This window comes from Streptomyces sp. NPDC028722, assembly GCF_040637655.1.
In the GTDB taxonomy this organism is placed as follows: Bacteria; Actinomycetota; Actinomycetes; order Streptomycetales; family Streptomycetaceae; genus Streptomyces.
The window spans coordinates 1-16,474 of record NZ_JBEZWU010000058.1; the positions used below are offsets into that span (position 1 = coordinate 1).

15 protein-coding genes and 6 pseudogenes are annotated in these 16,474 nt (G+C 68.8%); 7 read left to right on the plus strand and 14 right to left on the minus strand.

Annotation, left to right across the window (positions count from 1 at the left end; all coding sequences use genetic code 11):
• Positions 1–68: 68 nt before the first annotated feature.
• Positions 69–938 carry a transcriptional regulator gene (locus AB0F03_RS36790; RefSeq protein WP_362000593.1) on the minus strand — a complete coding sequence of 290 codons (870 nt, stop codon included), beginning with the start codon at positions 936–938 and terminating at the stop codon, positions 69–71.
• Between the two features lie 61 nt (positions 939–999).
• Between AB0F03_RS36790 and AB0F03_RS36795 the strand changes: the two genes are divergently transcribed.
• The gene (locus tag AB0F03_RS36795) at positions 1,000–2,211 is read left to right on the plus strand and encodes an MFS transporter (protein ID WP_362000621.1); all 1,212 of its coding nucleotides are present in this window, start codon (positions 1,000–1,002) and stop codon (positions 2,209–2,211) included.
• A 109-nt stretch (positions 2,212–2,320) separates the two neighbouring features.
• On the opposite strand, the pseudogene AB0F03_RS36800 reads toward AB0F03_RS36795, so the two are convergent.
• Positions 2,321–3,815, minus strand: a pseudogene (locus AB0F03_RS36800) (IS1380 family transposase).
• A 160-nt stretch (positions 3,816–3,975) separates the two neighbouring features.
• On the opposite strand from AB0F03_RS36800, the gene AB0F03_RS36805 reads away from it, so the two are divergent.
• The 3 genes and pseudogenes from AB0F03_RS36805 to AB0F03_RS36815 form a co-directional block, all read left to right on the plus strand.
• Positions 3,976–4,287, plus strand: a complete 312-nt coding sequence (locus AB0F03_RS36805; protein WP_362000595.1) for a hypothetical protein — start codon at positions 3,976–3,978, stop codon at positions 4,285–4,287.
• Entirely contained in the window at positions 4,287–4,583 is a 297-nt protein-coding gene (locus tag AB0F03_RS36810; protein ID WP_362000598.1) for a hypothetical protein, read from the plus strand. The genes AB0F03_RS36805 and AB0F03_RS36810 overlap by 1 nt, the downstream gene beginning before the upstream one ends.
• 484 nt (positions 4,584–5,067) lie before the next feature.
• Positions 5,068–5,403, plus strand: a pseudogene (locus AB0F03_RS36815) (helicase associated domain-containing protein); the annotation flags it as partial.
• Between the two features lie 199 nt (positions 5,404–5,602).
• On the opposite strand, the gene AB0F03_RS36820 reads toward AB0F03_RS36815, so the two are convergent.
• The 6 genes and pseudogenes from AB0F03_RS36820 to AB0F03_RS36845 all read right to left on the minus strand — a co-directional run.
• Positions 5,603–5,812 carry a hypothetical protein gene (locus AB0F03_RS36820; RefSeq protein WP_362000630.1) on the minus strand — a complete coding sequence of 70 codons (210 nt, stop codon included), beginning with the start codon at positions 5,810–5,812 and terminating at the stop codon, positions 5,603–5,605.
• 132 nt (positions 5,813–5,944) lie between these two features.
• Positions 5,945–7,945, minus strand: coding sequence for a tetratricopeptide repeat protein (locus tag AB0F03_RS36825; protein WP_362000600.1), 2,001 nt, complete (start codon positions 7,943–7,945; stop codon positions 5,945–5,947).
• A 265-nt stretch (positions 7,946–8,210) separates the two neighbouring features.
• A complete protein-coding gene (locus tag AB0F03_RS36830; RefSeq protein ID WP_362000624.1) occupies positions 8,211–8,675 on the minus strand; it encodes an ATP-binding protein in 465 nt (154 codons plus the stop codon).
• On the minus strand, positions 8,642–8,893 hold the full coding sequence (locus AB0F03_RS36835; RefSeq protein ID WP_362000627.1) for a histidine kinase dimerization/phospho-acceptor domain-containing protein: 252 nt from the start codon (positions 8,891–8,893) through the stop codon (positions 8,642–8,644). The genes AB0F03_RS36830 and AB0F03_RS36835 overlap by 34 nt, the downstream gene beginning before the upstream one ends.
• A gap of 25 nt (positions 8,894–8,918) precedes the next feature.
• Positions 8,919–9,509, minus strand: a pseudogene (locus AB0F03_RS36840) (HAMP domain-containing protein); the annotation flags it as partial.
• 38 nt (positions 9,510–9,547) lie between these two features.
• Positions 9,548–9,727: pseudogene (locus tag AB0F03_RS36845) on the minus strand (helix-turn-helix domain-containing protein); the annotation flags it as partial.
• A gap of 592 nt (positions 9,728–10,319) precedes the next feature.
• Between AB0F03_RS36845 and AB0F03_RS36850 the strand changes: the two are divergent.
• Positions 10,320–10,688 (plus strand): annotated as a pseudogene (locus tag AB0F03_RS36850) (transposase family protein); the annotation flags it as partial.
• 553 nt (positions 10,689–11,241) lie between these two features.
• Here AB0F03_RS36850 and AB0F03_RS36855 read toward each other — a convergent pair.
• From AB0F03_RS36855 to AB0F03_RS36880, 6 genes and pseudogenes are all read right to left on the minus strand, one after another.
• Complete coding sequence (locus AB0F03_RS36855; RefSeq protein WP_362000602.1) at positions 11,242–11,379, minus strand: hypothetical protein; 138 nt, start codon at positions 11,377–11,379, stop codon at positions 11,242–11,244.
• Between the two features lie 134 nt (positions 11,380–11,513).
• Positions 11,514–12,020: a hypothetical protein gene (locus tag AB0F03_RS36860; protein WP_362000605.1), complete on the minus strand. Its 507-nt coding sequence runs from the start codon at positions 12,018–12,020 to the stop codon at positions 11,514–11,516.
• Between the two features lie 266 nt (positions 12,021–12,286).
• Positions 12,287–12,823, minus strand: coding sequence for a hypothetical protein (locus AB0F03_RS36865; RefSeq protein ID WP_362000608.1), 537 nt, complete (start codon positions 12,821–12,823; stop codon positions 12,287–12,289).
• Positions 12,824–13,372: 549 nt separating this feature from the next.
• Positions 13,373–13,819, minus strand: a complete 447-nt coding sequence (locus AB0F03_RS36870) for a hypothetical protein (RefSeq protein WP_362000611.1) — start codon at positions 13,817–13,819, stop codon at positions 13,373–13,375.
• 67 nt (positions 13,820–13,886) lie between these two features.
• On the minus strand, positions 13,887–14,507 hold the full coding sequence (locus AB0F03_RS36875) for a hypothetical protein (RefSeq protein WP_362000614.1): 621 nt from the start codon (positions 14,505–14,507) through the stop codon (positions 13,887–13,889).
• Between the two features lie 211 nt (positions 14,508–14,718).
• Positions 14,719–14,964 (minus strand): annotated as a pseudogene (locus AB0F03_RS36880) (sugar nucleotide-binding protein); the annotation flags it as partial.
• Between the two features lie 205 nt (positions 14,965–15,169).
• Between AB0F03_RS36880 and AB0F03_RS36885 the strand changes: the two are divergent.
• Both AB0F03_RS36885 and AB0F03_RS36890 read left to right on the plus strand, forming a co-directional pair.
• Positions 15,170–15,376, plus strand: coding sequence for a cold-shock protein (locus AB0F03_RS36885; protein WP_362000616.1), 207 nt, complete (start codon positions 15,170–15,172; stop codon positions 15,374–15,376).
• Between the two features lie 297 nt (positions 15,377–15,673).
• The gene (locus AB0F03_RS36890) at positions 15,674–16,066 is read left to right on the plus strand and encodes a hypothetical protein (protein WP_362000618.1); all 393 of its coding nucleotides are present in this window, start codon (positions 15,674–15,676) and stop codon (positions 16,064–16,066) included.
• Positions 16,067–16,474 lie beyond the last annotated feature (408 nt).

A 16,474-nucleotide genomic window follows, 5' to 3' on the forward strand; every position in this document is an offset into this window, starting at 1 on the left:
AGCGACCACTCGTGATTCGTCAGATCCCCCCGACCCATGCCCCAACCAACGAGTGTCCGGTCGCAAAGTCACATGATCTGCCGGACAGAACCTAGCTGGGTGGTGGTCTTCGGGGTGTCGAGCAGAGTGAGGAGTTCGGCCCGGGCGGGGCCGAGAAGGGCAGCCAGGGCCTTGGGCGCCTGGCGGAGGTCGTCGTCGACCAGGACCCCTGAGCACGGGTAAACGACCGCGTACCGCCGGGCGGTACGCGAACACCGATGGTCAACGGGCGGGACGTCCCAACAAACCCAGCTCTGGCTCAGGGTGACCGGGACGAACATCAGCTGCCCCCGGGAAAGCTCCAGCGGTGGGCTGTCGCAGACGGTGATCTGCAGACGGTCATCCCCGAGCCAGCGCATTTCCGGGCGCATCTCGTTCAGAGCGGTGGCCCAGCCATGCAGCCCGAGCCGGGCGGTACGGGCGACGATGTCAGCCTCAATAATCCGAAGACGGCGTGGCCAGGAGGGCTCGACGGCCTCCGTCCACACCCACTCCAACAAGTCCGCAGCCCGCTGGGCCAGGTCATCGCGGCGCAGGAGACTCGGCAGCGAGCCGTTCAGCGACTCCTCCAGGTCGGCGTGGACTGCCGCAGGCGGAGTGCTGCGGACCTGCTCCAACTCCTCGACGAACGTGCAACCGCCGTCGCCCAGGGGGGCGGGAGTAAGGAAGGTTGCATTCCACCGGCGTCCCAGCGCGGCCCTGACCAGGGTGGCCGTGACCGGGTCACCGGCAAGACGGTTCCGGTAGCTGGAGAGGTGAGCGGCAAGCCACTGGTGCTCGCTGACGTGGGCAGCGCGGCCGCGATGCAGGGTCTTCAGGCCAGCGAGCGCCTCGGCCAGCGGAGAGATGACGAAACGACTGCCGGCAAGAGTGCCCGTATCGACTCGCCACCAGCTCATTGGTTTCGCCTCCCCGCGAAAATCTAACGACCGGTATCGCATGTCGGAGAGGCTCTCCGTCATGCGTTCGTATCGGGAACTCTTCCGTACCAGCGAGTTCACCCCCCTCTTCCTCGCCTCGGCCGGGCAGACCACGGCCCAGGCAATCAGCGGGCTGGCCCTGGGCGTTCTGGTGTACAGGCAAACGGACTCGGCGCTGCTGTCCTCCCTGGCCATGTTCGGTACCGCGTTCGCCCAGGTGGTAGGGGCGGTCACCGTACTGTCCGGTGCGGACCGGCTGCCACCGCGCGCCGCCATGACGGGCCTTAGCCTTCTCTTCGGTGCGGGCACAGCTGTGCAGGCCGTTCCTGGGCTGTCAGTCTGGGCCGTTTTCGTAGTACTGCTGGGGCTCGGCGTCATCGGGTCGGTCAGCGGCGGGGTGAGGTATGGGCTGCTCAACGAAATCCTGACCCGGGACAGCTACCTGTTGGGACGGTCAGTCCTCAATATGTCGGTCGGGGTCGTCCAGATTTGCAGCTTCGCGCTCGGCGGCGCGCTGGTGACGATCATCTCGGCGCGCGGCACGCTGCTCCTGTCCGCCGTCCTGTACGCGCTGGCCGCCGTGGTGGCCGGGTGCGGGCTCAGCAGCCGGCCACCACGGGGCGCCGGGAAGACATCGATCGCCGCGACTTGGCGCACCAACGCGCGACTCTGGTCCTCGGTGCCCCGGCGGTATGTCTACCTCGCGCTGTGGGTGCCGAACGGTCTGATCGTCGGGGTGGAGTCGCTTTACGTCCCCTACTCGCCCCACGACGCGGGTCTCCTCTTCGCCTTCGGGGCCGTGGGGATGCTGATCGGGGACATCGTCGCGGGCCGCTTTCTGCCAGCCCAGTGGCGGGAGTGGCTGACCGTCCCCTTGTGTGTCTTGCTCGCCGCCCCGTACCTGCTCTTCTCGCTCGGCCCGGGGCTGCCGATCGCCCTGGTGCTGGTCACCGTCGCCACCTTCGGGTATGCGGCGGGACTACTCCTACAGGAACGCCTGATCGCGCTGACACCTGACGCACTGAGCGGGCAGGCGCTGGGCCTTCACAGTTCCGGGATGCTCACCATGCAGGGGGCCGGTGCGGCAGTGGCCGGGTCGCTGGCCGAACTGACTTCACCGGCCACCGGGATAGTAGTGACGGCGACGGCCTCGCTGGTCGCGACCTTGATGCTGGCCCCCGGACTACGCGGAGGCAAGGCGGCTGGCGAGGGAGCGGACCCGGAGCAAGGAGCCGTCACTGCCGGACAGTAGTGCTTCGGCGCGGCGAACGTGGCCTCGACATCGCTTACACGCCGGCTTCCAGGCGGCCCTTAATCTCGATCTTGCATGACGGTCCGCCGACGGAGTCGGTGGACCGTTTTCATGCCATGGGCTGAGGCTGTGCAAGCCGAAGACCCGAGTGTCGCCTCGGGATGGCGCCGGATTCCACTGCTCCGGGTGTTGAGGTGCTGTCGAAGGGACGGGGAATCCACTGGTCAGCCGGGTCGGGCAGTTGGGTGAGCCGGTCGAGGGCTGCAGTGATGTGACCGGTCCAGGGCCAGTGCCGGGCCAGGCGGAGAATCCGTCGGCGGCCTGTGGTCACGAGTTGTCCGGACGCTGTGAACAGGCGGAGCCGTAGCCGGCGGGGCTCCCATAGCCTGGCCTTGCCGGTCAGCGCGAACATCGGCATCCAGGCCAGCAGGGTCGAGAGCGAGCTGCACGATCTCCAGCCAGACCCGGTTCTGGGCCGTGCGGTGCAGGGGCAGGTTGCGCAGGCCGGTGGCCCGGGCGGCGCGGATGCGGTCCTCGGCCCGGGCCCGCAGCCGGTGCCGGAGCTCAAGCTCGGCGATCGGCCGGCCCGAGGTGGTGGTGGCGAAACAGGTCAGCCGCATGCCGCCCGCGTCCGTGAGCCGCAACTGGGCCCCGGGATGCGGTCGTTCCTTCCTGACGATCAGCCGCATGCCCTCCGGCCGGCCGTCCAGAACGTTACCGGTGAGCTCAGCAACCCAGGCGCCGCCGTCACGGATCTCGCTGTCTGCCTCGACGGCCGCCGTCCAGGCCGATGCCGGAACCTTCAGCACATGCTGGTGGACCTGCTCGGTGATCACCATGCCGACCGAGTAGGACAGCCACCGTCCCCGCCGGGCGAGCCAGGCGACGAAGTCGTGGGTGCCGCCCGCGGAATCGGTGCGGATCAGGGTCCGGCGCCCGCGCCGGTACTTCTTCGGCAGCTGGGCCAGGGCCAGGCGGGCGGTGGTGATGTGGTCGGCGGCCGTGTCCGATCCCGCGTTGCCCGGCCTGAGCAGGGCCGCGACCGGTTCACCCGTGCCGCCCGGTCCGTGGTCGACGAACCTCATCAGCGGGTGGTGGCCGTAGGTTCGCTTCCACGTGGGTGCGGCGTCCTCCTTGTCCGAGTGCGCGATCACCAGCACCCCGTCGAGGTCCACGGTCACGGTCCCGCCCGCGTCAGGCGCTTTCCGGCCGGCCAGCCGCCAGACATGTCGGCGGACTTCAGCCCGCGCGGCACGGATGGCCCGCAGGGCTTTCTCCCCGGAGGCTGCAAGGGTGCCGACGAGGCGGGAGACCGTCGGGTCGGAGGCCACCGGCCCGAACACGGCCGGCTCGGCCCGCAGCATGGCGACATCCGCGAGACAGTCCCCGCCCAGCGCGACCGCCAGGGCCACGTCCAGCAGGAACTTGCCCGGATCGTGCACCATCCGAGTTTTCCGCCACGGCGTCAGCGCCGCTGATATCGCGGTGTCCAAGCCGGCCTTGCGGACGGTCTCGACCAGCAGCACGCTCCCGGCCTGCGAGACCACCGCCCGGCCGCCGCCCTCGATGCGGACACGCGGGTACGACCCGATACGCTTCTTCACCTGGAGAGTGCTTCTTTCCCTGCAGCCAACAGGACCCTAGACAAGTCCCATCGTTGCAGGTCAGGAGCACTCTTCGCGTTTCCGATCACCCACCGGACACATTATGGGGCGCGAACTCTGCCGCCCCCGAGCGTCACACCAGCAAGGGAAAATTCCCGCGATGACAGACGAACACGAACCTGACGGCGAACTCTACGTCCTGTGGCACGCGCGCCATCTCGCGGTGGAACAGGACGAACGGGTCATCCATCTCGATGCGGACGGCACCATCCACCTGGACGAGGAGGAATGGAGGATCATCGGCATCTACCCGGACCAGGCAGTCGCGGAGAGACAGCGGGAGATCTCCAGGAAGCTTCCAGGGTTCCGGGACGAACCTGATTGTTTCGAGATCGCACCCGTGATGGTGGACGAGGATTTGTGGAACCAGGGGTTCGTCACGGTGTACCCCGAAGGGCTTAGGCGAGATTGATGGACCGGACGCTCTACCTCCTGGTGCACAGGCATCACTTCGCGGACGAGCCGGGTGCTCCCACCACCGTCGACTTCATGGAAGACGGCGAACCGCTCTTCTGGGACGACAGCGAGGACAGCTTCACGTTCCTCGGCCTGTACTCGAGCCAGCAACGGGCGGAGCAACGCATCGAGCAGGCGCGCACCCTGCCCGGATTCAGGGACCATCCCAACGGCTTCCACGTGCACGAGTACACCGTGGGTCAAACCCACTGGGCCGAAGGATTCCGCGTCGGCGAACAAACCAATGGCTGAGCAGGCATCACCGCCTCCAGCCGCGATTCTCCTCGACGGTCCGCCGACTCCATAGCCGGACCGAACCGGCCTGCGCGGCCGTCCGGCGGCCGTCTACCTGGACACGGACGCGCAAGTACTACCCGGTAGGCCCTGTCACCTGGAGAGTGCTCTTTCCCTTGCAGTCGATAGGACCCTCAGCAAGTCCCATCATTGCAGGTCAACCACCCAGGCCCTCGGCCGCGCCCTGCGCCTGGACGTCTCCGGCAAGATGGCCAGCCTGATCGTCCCCGTCTACATCCCGCCCGGCGCCGACGCCGAGGACATCCTCGGCACCACGTATGAGCCGGTGTGGGCGATCGCCTCGGCGCTGGCCGGCCGCGACCACCGCATCCTCGAACGCCTCCCCGACAAGGCCAACCGGCTGCCCCGCGAGACCAGCCAGGTCGTCCAGCGCCGCTGGCACTTCGACTTCACCGTCCACCCCGAACGCATCGCCCGCGCGATGGACCTGATCTCCCTCGACCCCCGCGGCCCGGGCGTCTCCCGCTCCCGGCGCCTCGGCCTCGCCGCCGCCCAGGCCTACCGCGGCCACCTCGACGTCCCCGCCGACCCCACCGGCTACAAACTCGGCACCTTCATCACCACCATGCGCGAGGCCACGAAAGCCGGCCGCCTTGAAGCGGACTGGTTCGCCGAACTCGACGCCCTCGGCATGATCTGGGACAAACACGACGCCGCCTGGCGCTCCCGCCTCACCGCCGCTGCCGACTACCTGCGCGTCCACGGCCACCTCGCCGCCCCCGCCACCACCCCCGTCGGCGCCTGGCTCGCCGAACAACGCCACCTGCACGCCCACAACAAGCTCGACTCCACCCGCGCCGACGCCCTCACCCGCCTCGCCACCGGAGCCGACCCCGCCACCCTCACCCGCGACACCCAGTTCGCTGGCGTGAAGATCGGCTCCTGGCTCCACCGCCGGCTCACCACCTGGCAGACCCTCGCGTCCGGTCAGCAGCAGATGATGACCGCCCTCAGCCTCACCCGACACCAACCCCCTCACCCCCGCACGCCGTACTCGCCGCACCTTCGAGGAGACCGTCCAGCTCCTGGAACTCTTCCTCCACCGCGAAGGCCGCGCCCCCGCAGCCCGCGAGACCATCCGCGTCGACGGCGACACCGTCAAGATCGGCGCCTGGCTCGCGAAGGTCCGCACCAAGCACCGCGCCGGCCAACTCCCCGACGACCATGCCCGCCTGGCTGCCGCCCTGTTCGAGGGGGACTGGACGGCCCAGGACGCTGTGCCAGCAGTCCTGGTGTAACCCCTCTCCCAGTGGACCCCCACCCTGCCTACAGGATCCATTCCCACCACCACACCGTGCTCAGAACCAGGGAGGGGTGGGTGATCCGTCCGGGTCCAGCCCGTACGGCAACCACCTTCCTTCAGGACCGAGGGGAAACTCGCCGACGTCGGCGGCCTGCCGGTACAGAGTTTCGGCACCTTCCTGATCCCCGGCCTTCTCCCGCAGCTTCGCGAGGGTGATGAGGGCGTGGGGGTGTCCGGTGTCGACGGCCTGCCAGGCCAGGGTCTCGGCGCCTTCCCGATCCCCGGCACACTCCCGCAACTCCATCCGGATGAGCAGGTCACCCCGGCCGCGGTTGCGGCCGACGCCCTCGGCGTCGGCCCGCCGGGCCAGGACTTCGGCGCCCTCCTGGTCCCCGGCGAGCTGACGCATCTGTGCGAGCTTGACCAGGGCAAGGGGGTAGCCGGCGTCGGCCGCTTGCCAGACCAGCATTTCGGCGCCTTCCTGGTCCCCGGCCTCCTCCCGCATGAGCGCCAGTCTCTCCAGGCCGTCGGTACTACCGCTGTCGGCGGCCTGCCGGGCCAGGACTTCGGCGCCTTCTCGGTCTCCGGCTTTCTCCCGCAGCAGTGCCAGATCGGCGACAGCGTGGGGGTAACCGGCGTCGACCCCGTACCGGTGGAGGACTTCGGCGCCTTCCCAGTCCCCAGCCTCCTCCCGCATCACCGCCAGGATCTTCAGGGCAAGGGTGTAGCCGGCGGCGGAGGCCTGCCGGGCCAGAACTTCGGCGCTTTCTCGGTCTCCGGCTTCCTCCCGCATCCGCGCCAGGTCCGCCAGGGCAACGGGAGAGCCGGTGTCCGCTGCCTGCCGGTAAAGGGCTTCGGCGCCTTCCCGGTCTCCGGCTTGCTCCCGTATCCGCCCCAGTCGGTTCAGGGCAACGCCATCCCCGGTGTCGGCTGCCTGCCGGTAGAGGGCTTCGGCGCCTTCTCCATCTCCGGCCTCTTCGTGCATCCGCCCCAGTCTGTTCAGGGCAATGACGTCGCCGGTGTCGGCTGCCTGCCGGTAGAGGGCTTCGGCGCCTTCCCGGTCTCCGGCTTCCTCCCGCATCCGCCCCAGGTTCTTCATAACCCGGGCATCGCCGGTGTCGGCGGCCTGCCGCGCCATGGTTTCAGCGCGTTCCCGGTCCCACACCAGGGGAGGCTGGGCATATGGGTGGCCGGTTTCGGCGGCCTTGCGCCAGAGATGGTAGGCCCACTGCAGGCGCTGGCGACAGTCGGCGGCGATGGCGAGCCTGTGGAGCCTGTCGGGGTCGGTGAGATGGGCGTGGGCAGCGTGCCAGAAGGAGGCGGGCGGGCACAGCCTTCGGCGCGTGGCCTGGCCGTACTGTTCGAGGTAGTCAGCGAGTTTGAAGAGCGCTCCTGACACCGCGAGGGGCGTCTTGGTCGGATCGGTGCTGCTCGGGGGGATCCGCGGGGGGCGGATAGCGGTGCGGCGCAGGGGGGCCTGTCTGCCGTGCACGGGGCGGGCGAGAGCAGCGAAGGCGGCTTCGGCCCACTCTTCGGTGAGCTGGTCGTAGTCGTCGTCAGTGAGGTAGTCAGTGGCGGCATCGATCAGGAAAGCTTGCGGGAGGTGGAGTCCCACGCCGAGGCGGCGGGCGTCCATCGCGGCCTCAAGGAGGGCTCTGACGGGCGGGGAGCCCTGCTCGTAGCGGCGCACAAGTTCGGGCGCGCCGGCGAGGTCCTGGGTGACTTGCCCGTGGGTGTGGGCGCGGGCGAGGGCGTCCGCCAAAAGCCGGTCGCCGTCTCGAGCCAGAGTGGAGGCGGCCTGGAGCGCCTGCTCGTCGAAGGCGTCGGGGACGGTGAGGGTGCGCCCGGTCAGAAGTTCACGGACCCGGCTGTGCGGGTCGGACCCTCCGGGAGCGGCCAGGCCCGTGTAGGTGTCGGCGTACGTGGGCCACAAGGTACCCAGGACGAGAACCGGCCCGCGGTCGGTATGGGTGAGCAGGGTGTGCAGTGCCGCCGCGATGCGCTCGCCGACGCGGGGGTGGCCGAGGTAGTGCTGGGCCTCGTTGAGCCACACCACCGTGCGGGGCCCCACACTGTGGAGTTCGGCGAGCGCGGCCTCGGCCCGGGTCGGATCGTAGGGGTGCCACAGCCGCCACCCCTGGGCGGCGAGTGGCTGGACGGCCTCCCAGCACGCCCGCGTCTTGCCGGTCGACGATGATCCGACCAGCACCAACATCCGACTGAGGCCCCCCGCTGCCTCACCGACCACCTCGGCCAGGACCTCGTCATGGGCACGCCGCGGTGTTAGCCATCCATCGATGCGCCATCTCGTCGCTGACGCGTCAGAGCGGGGCCTTCGTGCGACGTGAGCCGTACCACCGCCACAGTTCGGATCGGCGCTGCCGCACTCGCATACGCCGTCTCTTGGACACCTGGGCGCACAAAGGCATCTCGATCCGCACTCGCGCCCCGCCCATAGGGGACTGTTCGACATGTAGCCGACCTTGCGACGTGATGGCGGCACGGTGAGCGATGTCCAGACCGAGGCCGGTAGAGGTAGCGCTCTGACCCCGCGCGACAGCGCGATGCGGCGCCTCGATTCCAGGGCCCGCGTCGTCTACGGTGAGAACAACGGTCTGGGCCGTACGCCGCACCTCGACGGCGAAGGGCGTGGTGGGAGGTGTGTGCCGAAAGACATTTCCCACCAGAGCGTCGACCACGGCCGCCAGGTCGTCCTCCGACAGCCGTACAGCGGTGGGCTCGTCCGTGGCATTCAGGGAACATTCACGGTCCTGTTGGCGAGCCAGTTCAGCCCAGAAGGTGGCGCGGGCCGATACGACGGCGGCGGCCTCGCACCGTTCTTGATGATGGAGCTTAGTTCTGACTCTAGATAGCTGATCGCACCGTCCAGGCGCTCCGCCTCCGGCGTGGGCAGGAGGGTGGACAGCCGTTCGGACTCGAGGTGGAGAGCTGTCAGTGGTGTTCTCAGACGATGCGAGAGATCTGCGACGAGCCCCCGCTCCATAAGCGAGCAACTGCACCACACGATCGGCCATGGCGTTGAAAGCGGCACCCGCCTCGGCCATCTCGGCCGGTCCTCCCGGGTCCACACGTTCCCGCAGGTGCCCTTGCCCAAATATGTGTGCGGCGTGCGACAGGTCTTTGACGGAACGGACGACCCGTGTACCGAGGCGGTCAGCGACCCCAACGGATCCCAGGACCAGGCCGAGGGCGAGCAGGGACATGAGGACCCAGGAAGTGGTGACCCCTTGTGTGAGGTCATCACGGGATACGAAGGCCTCCACCACTGCGGTTTGATCCCCGGGAAGGACAACAGGCTGCAAGTAGTGCCACCCGGCGCCGGTGTCCACAGAGAAGGTCAGGCGCTGCCGGGCGCTGCGTTGCCAGGTGCTTGCCGAAGTATGACTGGTGCCGATGAGCCGGCCGTCGGGCAGATGGACTCCCAGGCCCTCGTTTGCGTTGAAGCTGTCGACCGCTTGCTGAACGTCGGACGGCCGAGTGGTGATGGCGAGCACCGGGGCCAGGGCGGACGCTCTTTGCTGGGCCTGAGTGATGGCGTTCTCACGTACTTTCGTCTGCACCAGCAGGCAGAGAGGTACGAGGAAGGAAAAAGCGATCATGGAGGTGACAGCAAGGGCGACTGTCGCGAGTGCCCGTCTCACGGAGGCGCCACCAACCCCAGGCCCACCCCTCTCACCGTATGCAGATAACGGGGGTTGGCTGCCTGCTCGCCGAGCTTCCTGCGCAGCGCCGAGATGTGGACATCCAGGGTGTGGTCTTCGACATAGGGCTGGCGCGACACATCCGCGAGGACGCGCCTGCGTGAGACCACTCGGTTCGGACGCTGGAGACGTCCGGCGGGAAGGCCGCCGTCGAGGAAGGCGACGGGGAAGGCGCCGGGGAAAAGGAGTGGCAGTACCCGCCGTTCATCCTCCTGCTCGGCCCGCCGGAGTACGACGACGAGCTGCGAGCGCTGATCGAGTGGGTGGAGGGGGTACTGGTGCCCGGCTACCTCGCGGAGCCGTCGGCCGATGCCCGGTGGTGCCACCTGTGGTTCGAGCATCCCGTGGCCATCGCCGCCGGCCGGCAGTCCGTCGACCTCGAAGTGAAGTCCGCCGACGGATCCCCCTACCGCAGCTCCCAACCCCTGTCCGAACGACCACCGCTCGACGCTTCCCTGGCCGCCGACCTCGCCGCGGTGGACGGCGTGGCCTCCGTGGTGCCCGACCGGGCCTCCACCGTCCGCCTGCTGGCCGGGCAGCGGATGGTGACCGGCGCGAACAGCGCCGTACCGCAGGCGCACACCTGGCGGAGCCAGGCGCTGGGAGGCTTCGCTCTCACCGAGGGGCACAGCCCCCAGGGCGCCCGCCAGGTCGTCCTGGACACCGACCTCGCGGCCCGGGCCGCATTAGTGCTGTGCGCCACCACGGACCGATGCCCTGCCTGGTCGTATGCACGCTGCCACGGCCGCCCGCAACGAAGGCATCACCATCTGCTTCCAGCACTTCCCCGACGTCGAGGTCCTCCTGGACGACGGCTATCTCGGCTTGAGCCGCGACCACCGCGGGCAAGCAATCACACCGTCCCGAAAACCGCGGCCGGGAGCAATGCCCGGCAGAGTTGAACAATGGGAACGTGACCGCCACGGGCACTCCTCCGACCGCATCACCGTCGAACACGCCCTCGCTGATCACAAACGCTGGAAGCAACTGACCCGCTGGATCCACCGGCGCGACCGCCTGCCCGACACCTACCGCGCCATCGCCGGCCTCGTCTCCGACCGCACCATTAACGCCTGAAAACAGGCCACGACCAGGCCAAACACGGCCCACCCGCTATCACGCATCAACGCGTTAGTCGACAGCAGCGTAATCGCCGGACACGTAGGGCGCGCCATGGGTCATCACGACGGCGTCGACGCCCGCGACGGCGGCGCGCACGGCCGTCGGGTCGGCCAGCTCGCCTCCCACACCACCTCGACGCCGCTGGGCAGCGACCGTCGGGCGCGGTCGGGGTCGCGGGTGAGCACGCGCGGCAGGCGGCCCAACTCGAGCAGGCGGGCGGCGACGAGGCGTCCGATACTGCCCGTCCCGCCGATGATCAGGACGCCGCGCTGACGTGGGGCTTTGCCGGGCGCAGGGACGACATCCGGCCAGATCTTGGGTGCGGGTGGTGGAGATGGTGGTGGGTCGCGGGGCCGGAGGGCACCACACTGCCCGCCGGCCATCCAGAACGCCTATGGCGCCGCTTCATGGTCGGGCGAGCCCGTGGTGCGGCGGCCCGGGCTACCGGCGAAGTGCCCCACGGGTATCGAGGCGGGGCTGGCTCGCTCCACTGCACGCCGGGGCTTCGTCAGGATGGGCTGTCGAGCTGCTCTGGTGTCTTGTCGGGAGGTGAGGAGGGCGGGGGAAACAGGAGATCCTCGAACGCGTCCAGCGCAAGCATCATGAGCATGAGCAGTACCGGGATGAGCAGGGCGAACACGGCCATGACGCCTCCCGGAGGGGAAGGACGCGGCGGTTGTCGGTCCGCTTCCACAGTGGGGCAAATGGGCGAATGCCGCCTGCCCGAAACGGGAAGATGTGGGCCGTTCGGCTGAAAGATGCAGGGATTGGATTCCGGGCTCACGGGCGGTCCGCTGACCGCTGAGGGTCGCTTTTGTGTGAGCCGTGGCGCATACGTGTGCCTGTTCTGCCGCTCGTCGGGGACGGGGACGGGCGGTATCTGTGGCTGAAGTTCAGGGTGATGTCCAGTGCGAGGAAGTTCTTTCCGCTGTCCGTCCGGGCGCGCAGCAGGATTCGGTGTTCGGCCACCGGCACGGTGCCGGGGAGTTGGAGATTCCATGTCTGGCGCCATGGTCCGGCGGCCGGTCTGAGGTCACCGGAGAGCCTGGCGCCCATGCCTTCCAGCAGGTCGGGCAGCCGGTATGTCCGGTCGAGCATTTTCACCGGACCGAACTTCATGATCACGTTGCAGGTGACCCGGGTGAGGTCCACGGGTTCTTTGAGGTGGCCCTTCATCTCCCAGCGGGCCTGGTGTCCCAGCCAGGGCAGGGACGGGGTCAGCGTGATCTCGAGGCGTTCCATGACGCAGGTGCCGTCGCTGACGTCTTCGACGAGGCGGATGCTCATGTCACTCCTCACCCGTTTGCGGGTCGGGAAAAGCGCCCGGAGGACAACCGGGGCAGCGGCCTGGGAACACGCACAGATGGGCGGCGATGTGCAGGTGGGGCGGCCGGTGAAGGCAATCGGCGGCCGCGCGGGCACTGGAGGCGCGCGCCTGGCATCCGGGAGCGGCAGGGGTGTGCGCGGGGCGTGGCCGTCGGACATTGGGGCAGACTGGGACCCCGGCCCGATTGCGGCGGGCCGGGGCTCCACAGTATGCGGTCGGCCGCGGGTTAGTCCTCGTTGTGGTGGCGCTTGATCACCCGGAAGCTGGCCACGACACCCTCGTCGATGTCGATGCCCTCGACGTGTCCCGGGCGTACGCCGTCGCTGGAGGAGTGGGGTCCGACGGTGGCGATGGGGGCGCCGTTGTCGCAGACGGCCCCGCGGAAGACCTCGACGGTCTTGCGGCTGTCGTTGCGGACGTTCAGGGTCTTCGCTCCGAGGCCGCTGACCACGGTGATGCAGTCGCCGGGGTGGGTGGAGTATGACCGCTCGTTGATCTGGATACGGCCCTCGTCCTCGCCCCGGTGGCCGTTGTCGTTGTCGTGGTCCTCGTTGCCCTCGTTGCCCTCGTTGCCCTTGCCGTTGTTGCCTTCGTTGCCCTTGCTGTTGTTGTTGTTTCCGTTGCTGCCGCCGTGGGGTGCAACGGTGGTGACGGCCGGGGCCTGCTGGGGAGCGGAGGCGGCCGAGGCGTAGGTGATGCCCGTCGCGGCCAGGGCGGCGGCGGCTGAAACGGCGGCGGTGATCACCGTGGAACGAAGCTGCATGTCGCGATCTCCTGTTCGGAATGCCGGCCCGTCAGCCGGCTCGTGGATGAACGTATCCACAGCCGTCATGACAGGCATATCGGAAGTCCAGAGATGGGGCTCCGAACAGGGTATTTTCCGATCTTCATCGACAAATGACAGCACGTCATATCTGTTGCAGATAAAGGTGATTGACATACTATTAGGCTGTCCGGGTGATGTCTGATGCTCGCTCACTCCTGGTGTTCGCGCGTCGGTGCAGGCGTGCGGAGGCGAGTCGTGTTAATAGGGGCCGGCCGCGCCAGAGCCCGTTGGCTGGTCACACACCCCAAGGAAGAGATCGCGGAGCACCTGCTCGTGCCGGGCCCGAGGTGCTTCTTCAGGAGGCGGCCCGCCTCGCTGCACTCAGGCGGTCCGGTGCGTACCGCCGCTGGCCTCGTCGTGGGCGCGGCCGCCTAAGGACGCGCTGCGATCGGACCGCGCGCCGACCACCGGCCCGAGGCGGCAGCCCGGTCAGACGCTTACTCCTGGAGAGCTCCGCCACGCGAACAGGCTTTCAGCGCAGGGGAGTTAGACACCGCCGTGGGAGGTGTTGTGCTGGTGCTCCTTCCAGTCCGGGAGTTCGGTCTGACCGGCTTCCGGCCAGAGGCCGGGTGATGCACGCCTCGCGCCCCGACTCGCTTGACTGGCTGGCGACGTGTCCAGACGGCTCGGGGATTCGCCCTTTGTGCCGGTCTCGGCGCGGGCCCGCACGGCGCGCTCGTGGTCTCCTGAGTCGAGGGCGGCGACCTTCAGCCGGATGCCGCGCCTGACCGCCTCGTCGATGTTGGCGCGCGTCGCCTCGTGCGAGCCGTCGCGGCCGGTGACCGCGTCGTGCTCAGCCGCGACGCTGCTGGCGTACGTCGTCGCCAGCAGCACGCTGGAGTGCTCGAACAGCCGCCAGTGCTCGGCGCGAATCCGCAGCAGGTTGCCGTAGACCCGGACGCGGAGACCGGCGCCGGCCACCCGCTGCACCATCCGGGCGAAGGCCAGGTGCAGGGTGCGATGTCGGGTAGACCCGGCGCATTGCTGCGCCGGGTCCCCCTCAGAACCGGGCTCGCGGGCTTTCCCCGCACCTCGGCTCAAGCAAGCCCCAGGGGCATTGCGGGATTTGAAGATGCTTCGACCTTCCTGCGGCGACGTTGTAACTCTCGATCGCAGGAAGTGTGCACGAGCGTGATCGTTTTCCATCCGATGTGCACCGGTCGTGGGTGAGATAGCTGGCGGCTATGGCCCGGCGAATGAAGCTCAGCCACCAGCGCTCCCACTCCAGCGGAGACTGTGGCGGCTGCTCGGCGAAGAGAAGGTGCTTCCCGCAGAGCGGGCACCGCCCATCCTGCTTGGCGAGCAGGCGCAGGTTGTAGCCGTCCAATGGGGGTTTGACCTTCCGCCGCCGCTCGGTCCAGTACTCGGCCAGGTCGGGGTCGTCCGGAGACGCTCCCGCTCTGATGAGCTGGTGTCGAACGATCTCGGTCCAGGAGAACATGACCAGGTGGGTAACCTCGCCTCGGTCGGTGACTGACGTCCGGTCGCCGAAGATCCACCGGTTGTTCCTGAACCGGTTGAACTTGCCGTAGTAGCGACTGACGATCCATCGCTTCGGCTTGTTCGGGTGTTTATGTCTGGCCCACCGAAAGGTGATCCACCAGACGTAGTGGTCCAGCACGCTGAACTGAGAACCGGGTGCCGGGCGGAGCAGCCCTGTGCGGCCCAGTGGCAGTCCGGGCAGTGGACGACGGGTTGCCCGTCGATCTTCCGGGCGTAGTCCGGGACCGGGCGGTGCGGCGCGGCAGATCGGTACGCGATCATCGGGACTCCGTAGGGGGCGGGGCGGAGGTGTCCGCTGGGGTACGGGGGGCGGAGCAGGGCGGCTGTCGCGCTGCGTCGGACACAGCACACTCCCAGAGGGCGGCCTCCAGGTCGGCGACATGCACCGGGCAGCGGATGTCGTCCGTGAACAACGCACCCTTCCCGGCGCCGGCGGCCAGCTCGCGCACCACTCGTTCGTGAGCGGACCGGCCATCGCCGATGATCAGCCAGGTGCGGGCGACGACCGCGTCGGTGTGAAGCAGACGCACTGCGGTTTCCGCGGCGGCCTTCGCGGCCCCGTAGGGAGTCACCGGACTCAGCAGAGGCCCTGGTGCCGCGCTGCGGGCTCCGGACGCCCCTCGCTGCCCTCCGCGGGGACAACAGGGGCGGAGCAAGTGCTCCAAGGCGCCGTGCTGATTCAGTACGGCGCCGGTACGTGTGGGGTGCGGGACGGGTGGGGACCATCGAGACGGCTGCGCAGCGCGGCCCCGTGTGGCACGTCGAGAAGGGCTTCCACTGATGGCAACAGGCATGGTGAAGTGGTTCAACGATGAGAAGGGGTTCGGTTTCATCCAGCAGGACGACGGCGGTCCGGATGTGTTCGTCCACTTCCGCTCCATCCAGGGGAACGGCTTCAAGTCGCTGACCGAGGGCCAGAAAGTGGAGTACACGGTCGCCCAGGGCCAGAAGGGCCCGCAGGCCGATGACGTGGTGCCCATCGACTGACGAACTCCCCAGCGCCCACCCGTGCAGAGATGCCCCCACCGGACGGCCCGGCGGGGGTACGGGGTACGAGACATCCTGACCAGCCCGATCACCGGCCACTGCGCTCCTCGGCCCTCGCTGCGCGGCCCCCGCGAGTGCTGCGCGTGCGGCGGGGGCGGCACCGCTGCGCGGCCCCGTCCCGCTTGCCGGGCACCCCGCTCAGCCCCAGAAAATGGGGGATTCACGATTTCGTTTGTGACGAAAACAGGTCCTGGTTCCGACCCACGGCAAACACGTGAGGCGCACAAGACGCCGGCCGTGCGAGAGCAGCTGCTCCACCGCACCTGTGAGTGGTGCGGCAAGCCGGGGGAGTACATCGGCAAGGGCCGTCCTCCGCGCCACTGCTCGCCCGTGCACCGCCGCCGGGCGTGGGAGCTGCGTACGGCTCAGGACCGCGCCGAGCGCCCGGTGAGCGAGGGCGGCCGAAACCGCGAGCCGGTCCGTGAGGTGATCCAGCGCACCGTGACACTGCCGGCCCGGCGGCTGAGCGGACAGCCCTACACGCTGCCCGAGGATGCGGTGGAGTGGGTCCAGGCACTCGCGGCGCTGCGGCGCGAGGCGGTGACCAATCCACGGGTCGCCCCCTTCCGGGAGCAGCTCGCCAGCGCCTGCGAACGGACCGCACGGGCGCTGCGCACCGACGGCACCTGACCCGCCCCGGGAAGCCGGCCGCCACCCGCCGGCCTCCTGGGCCGGCCGCACCTCTTCCAGCGCGGTGTCGGACCGGAACGCATGCTGCGTGCTGCGCACCGAATCGAGCAGCACTCGCCATGGTTCGGTTCGCGCTCAGTGTCCAGCCACGTAGCTGATGGTGGCTCAGCCCGCAGCAGCTCCCGGTGGCGCAGCTGCGCCGGGCCCTGGCCGAAGCTGGCAAGATGGACATCGCCCGGACTACGGTGGTCGGCTGACCGGCCGGGGCCCGGGCGCCACTGGGGCGGGTTCGGGAGAATGATCGGGGGATTGACCTAGGTTCTGTCCGGCAGATCATGTGACTTTGCGACCGGACACTCGTTGGTTGGGGCATGGGTCGGGGGGATCTGACGAATCACGAGTGGTCGC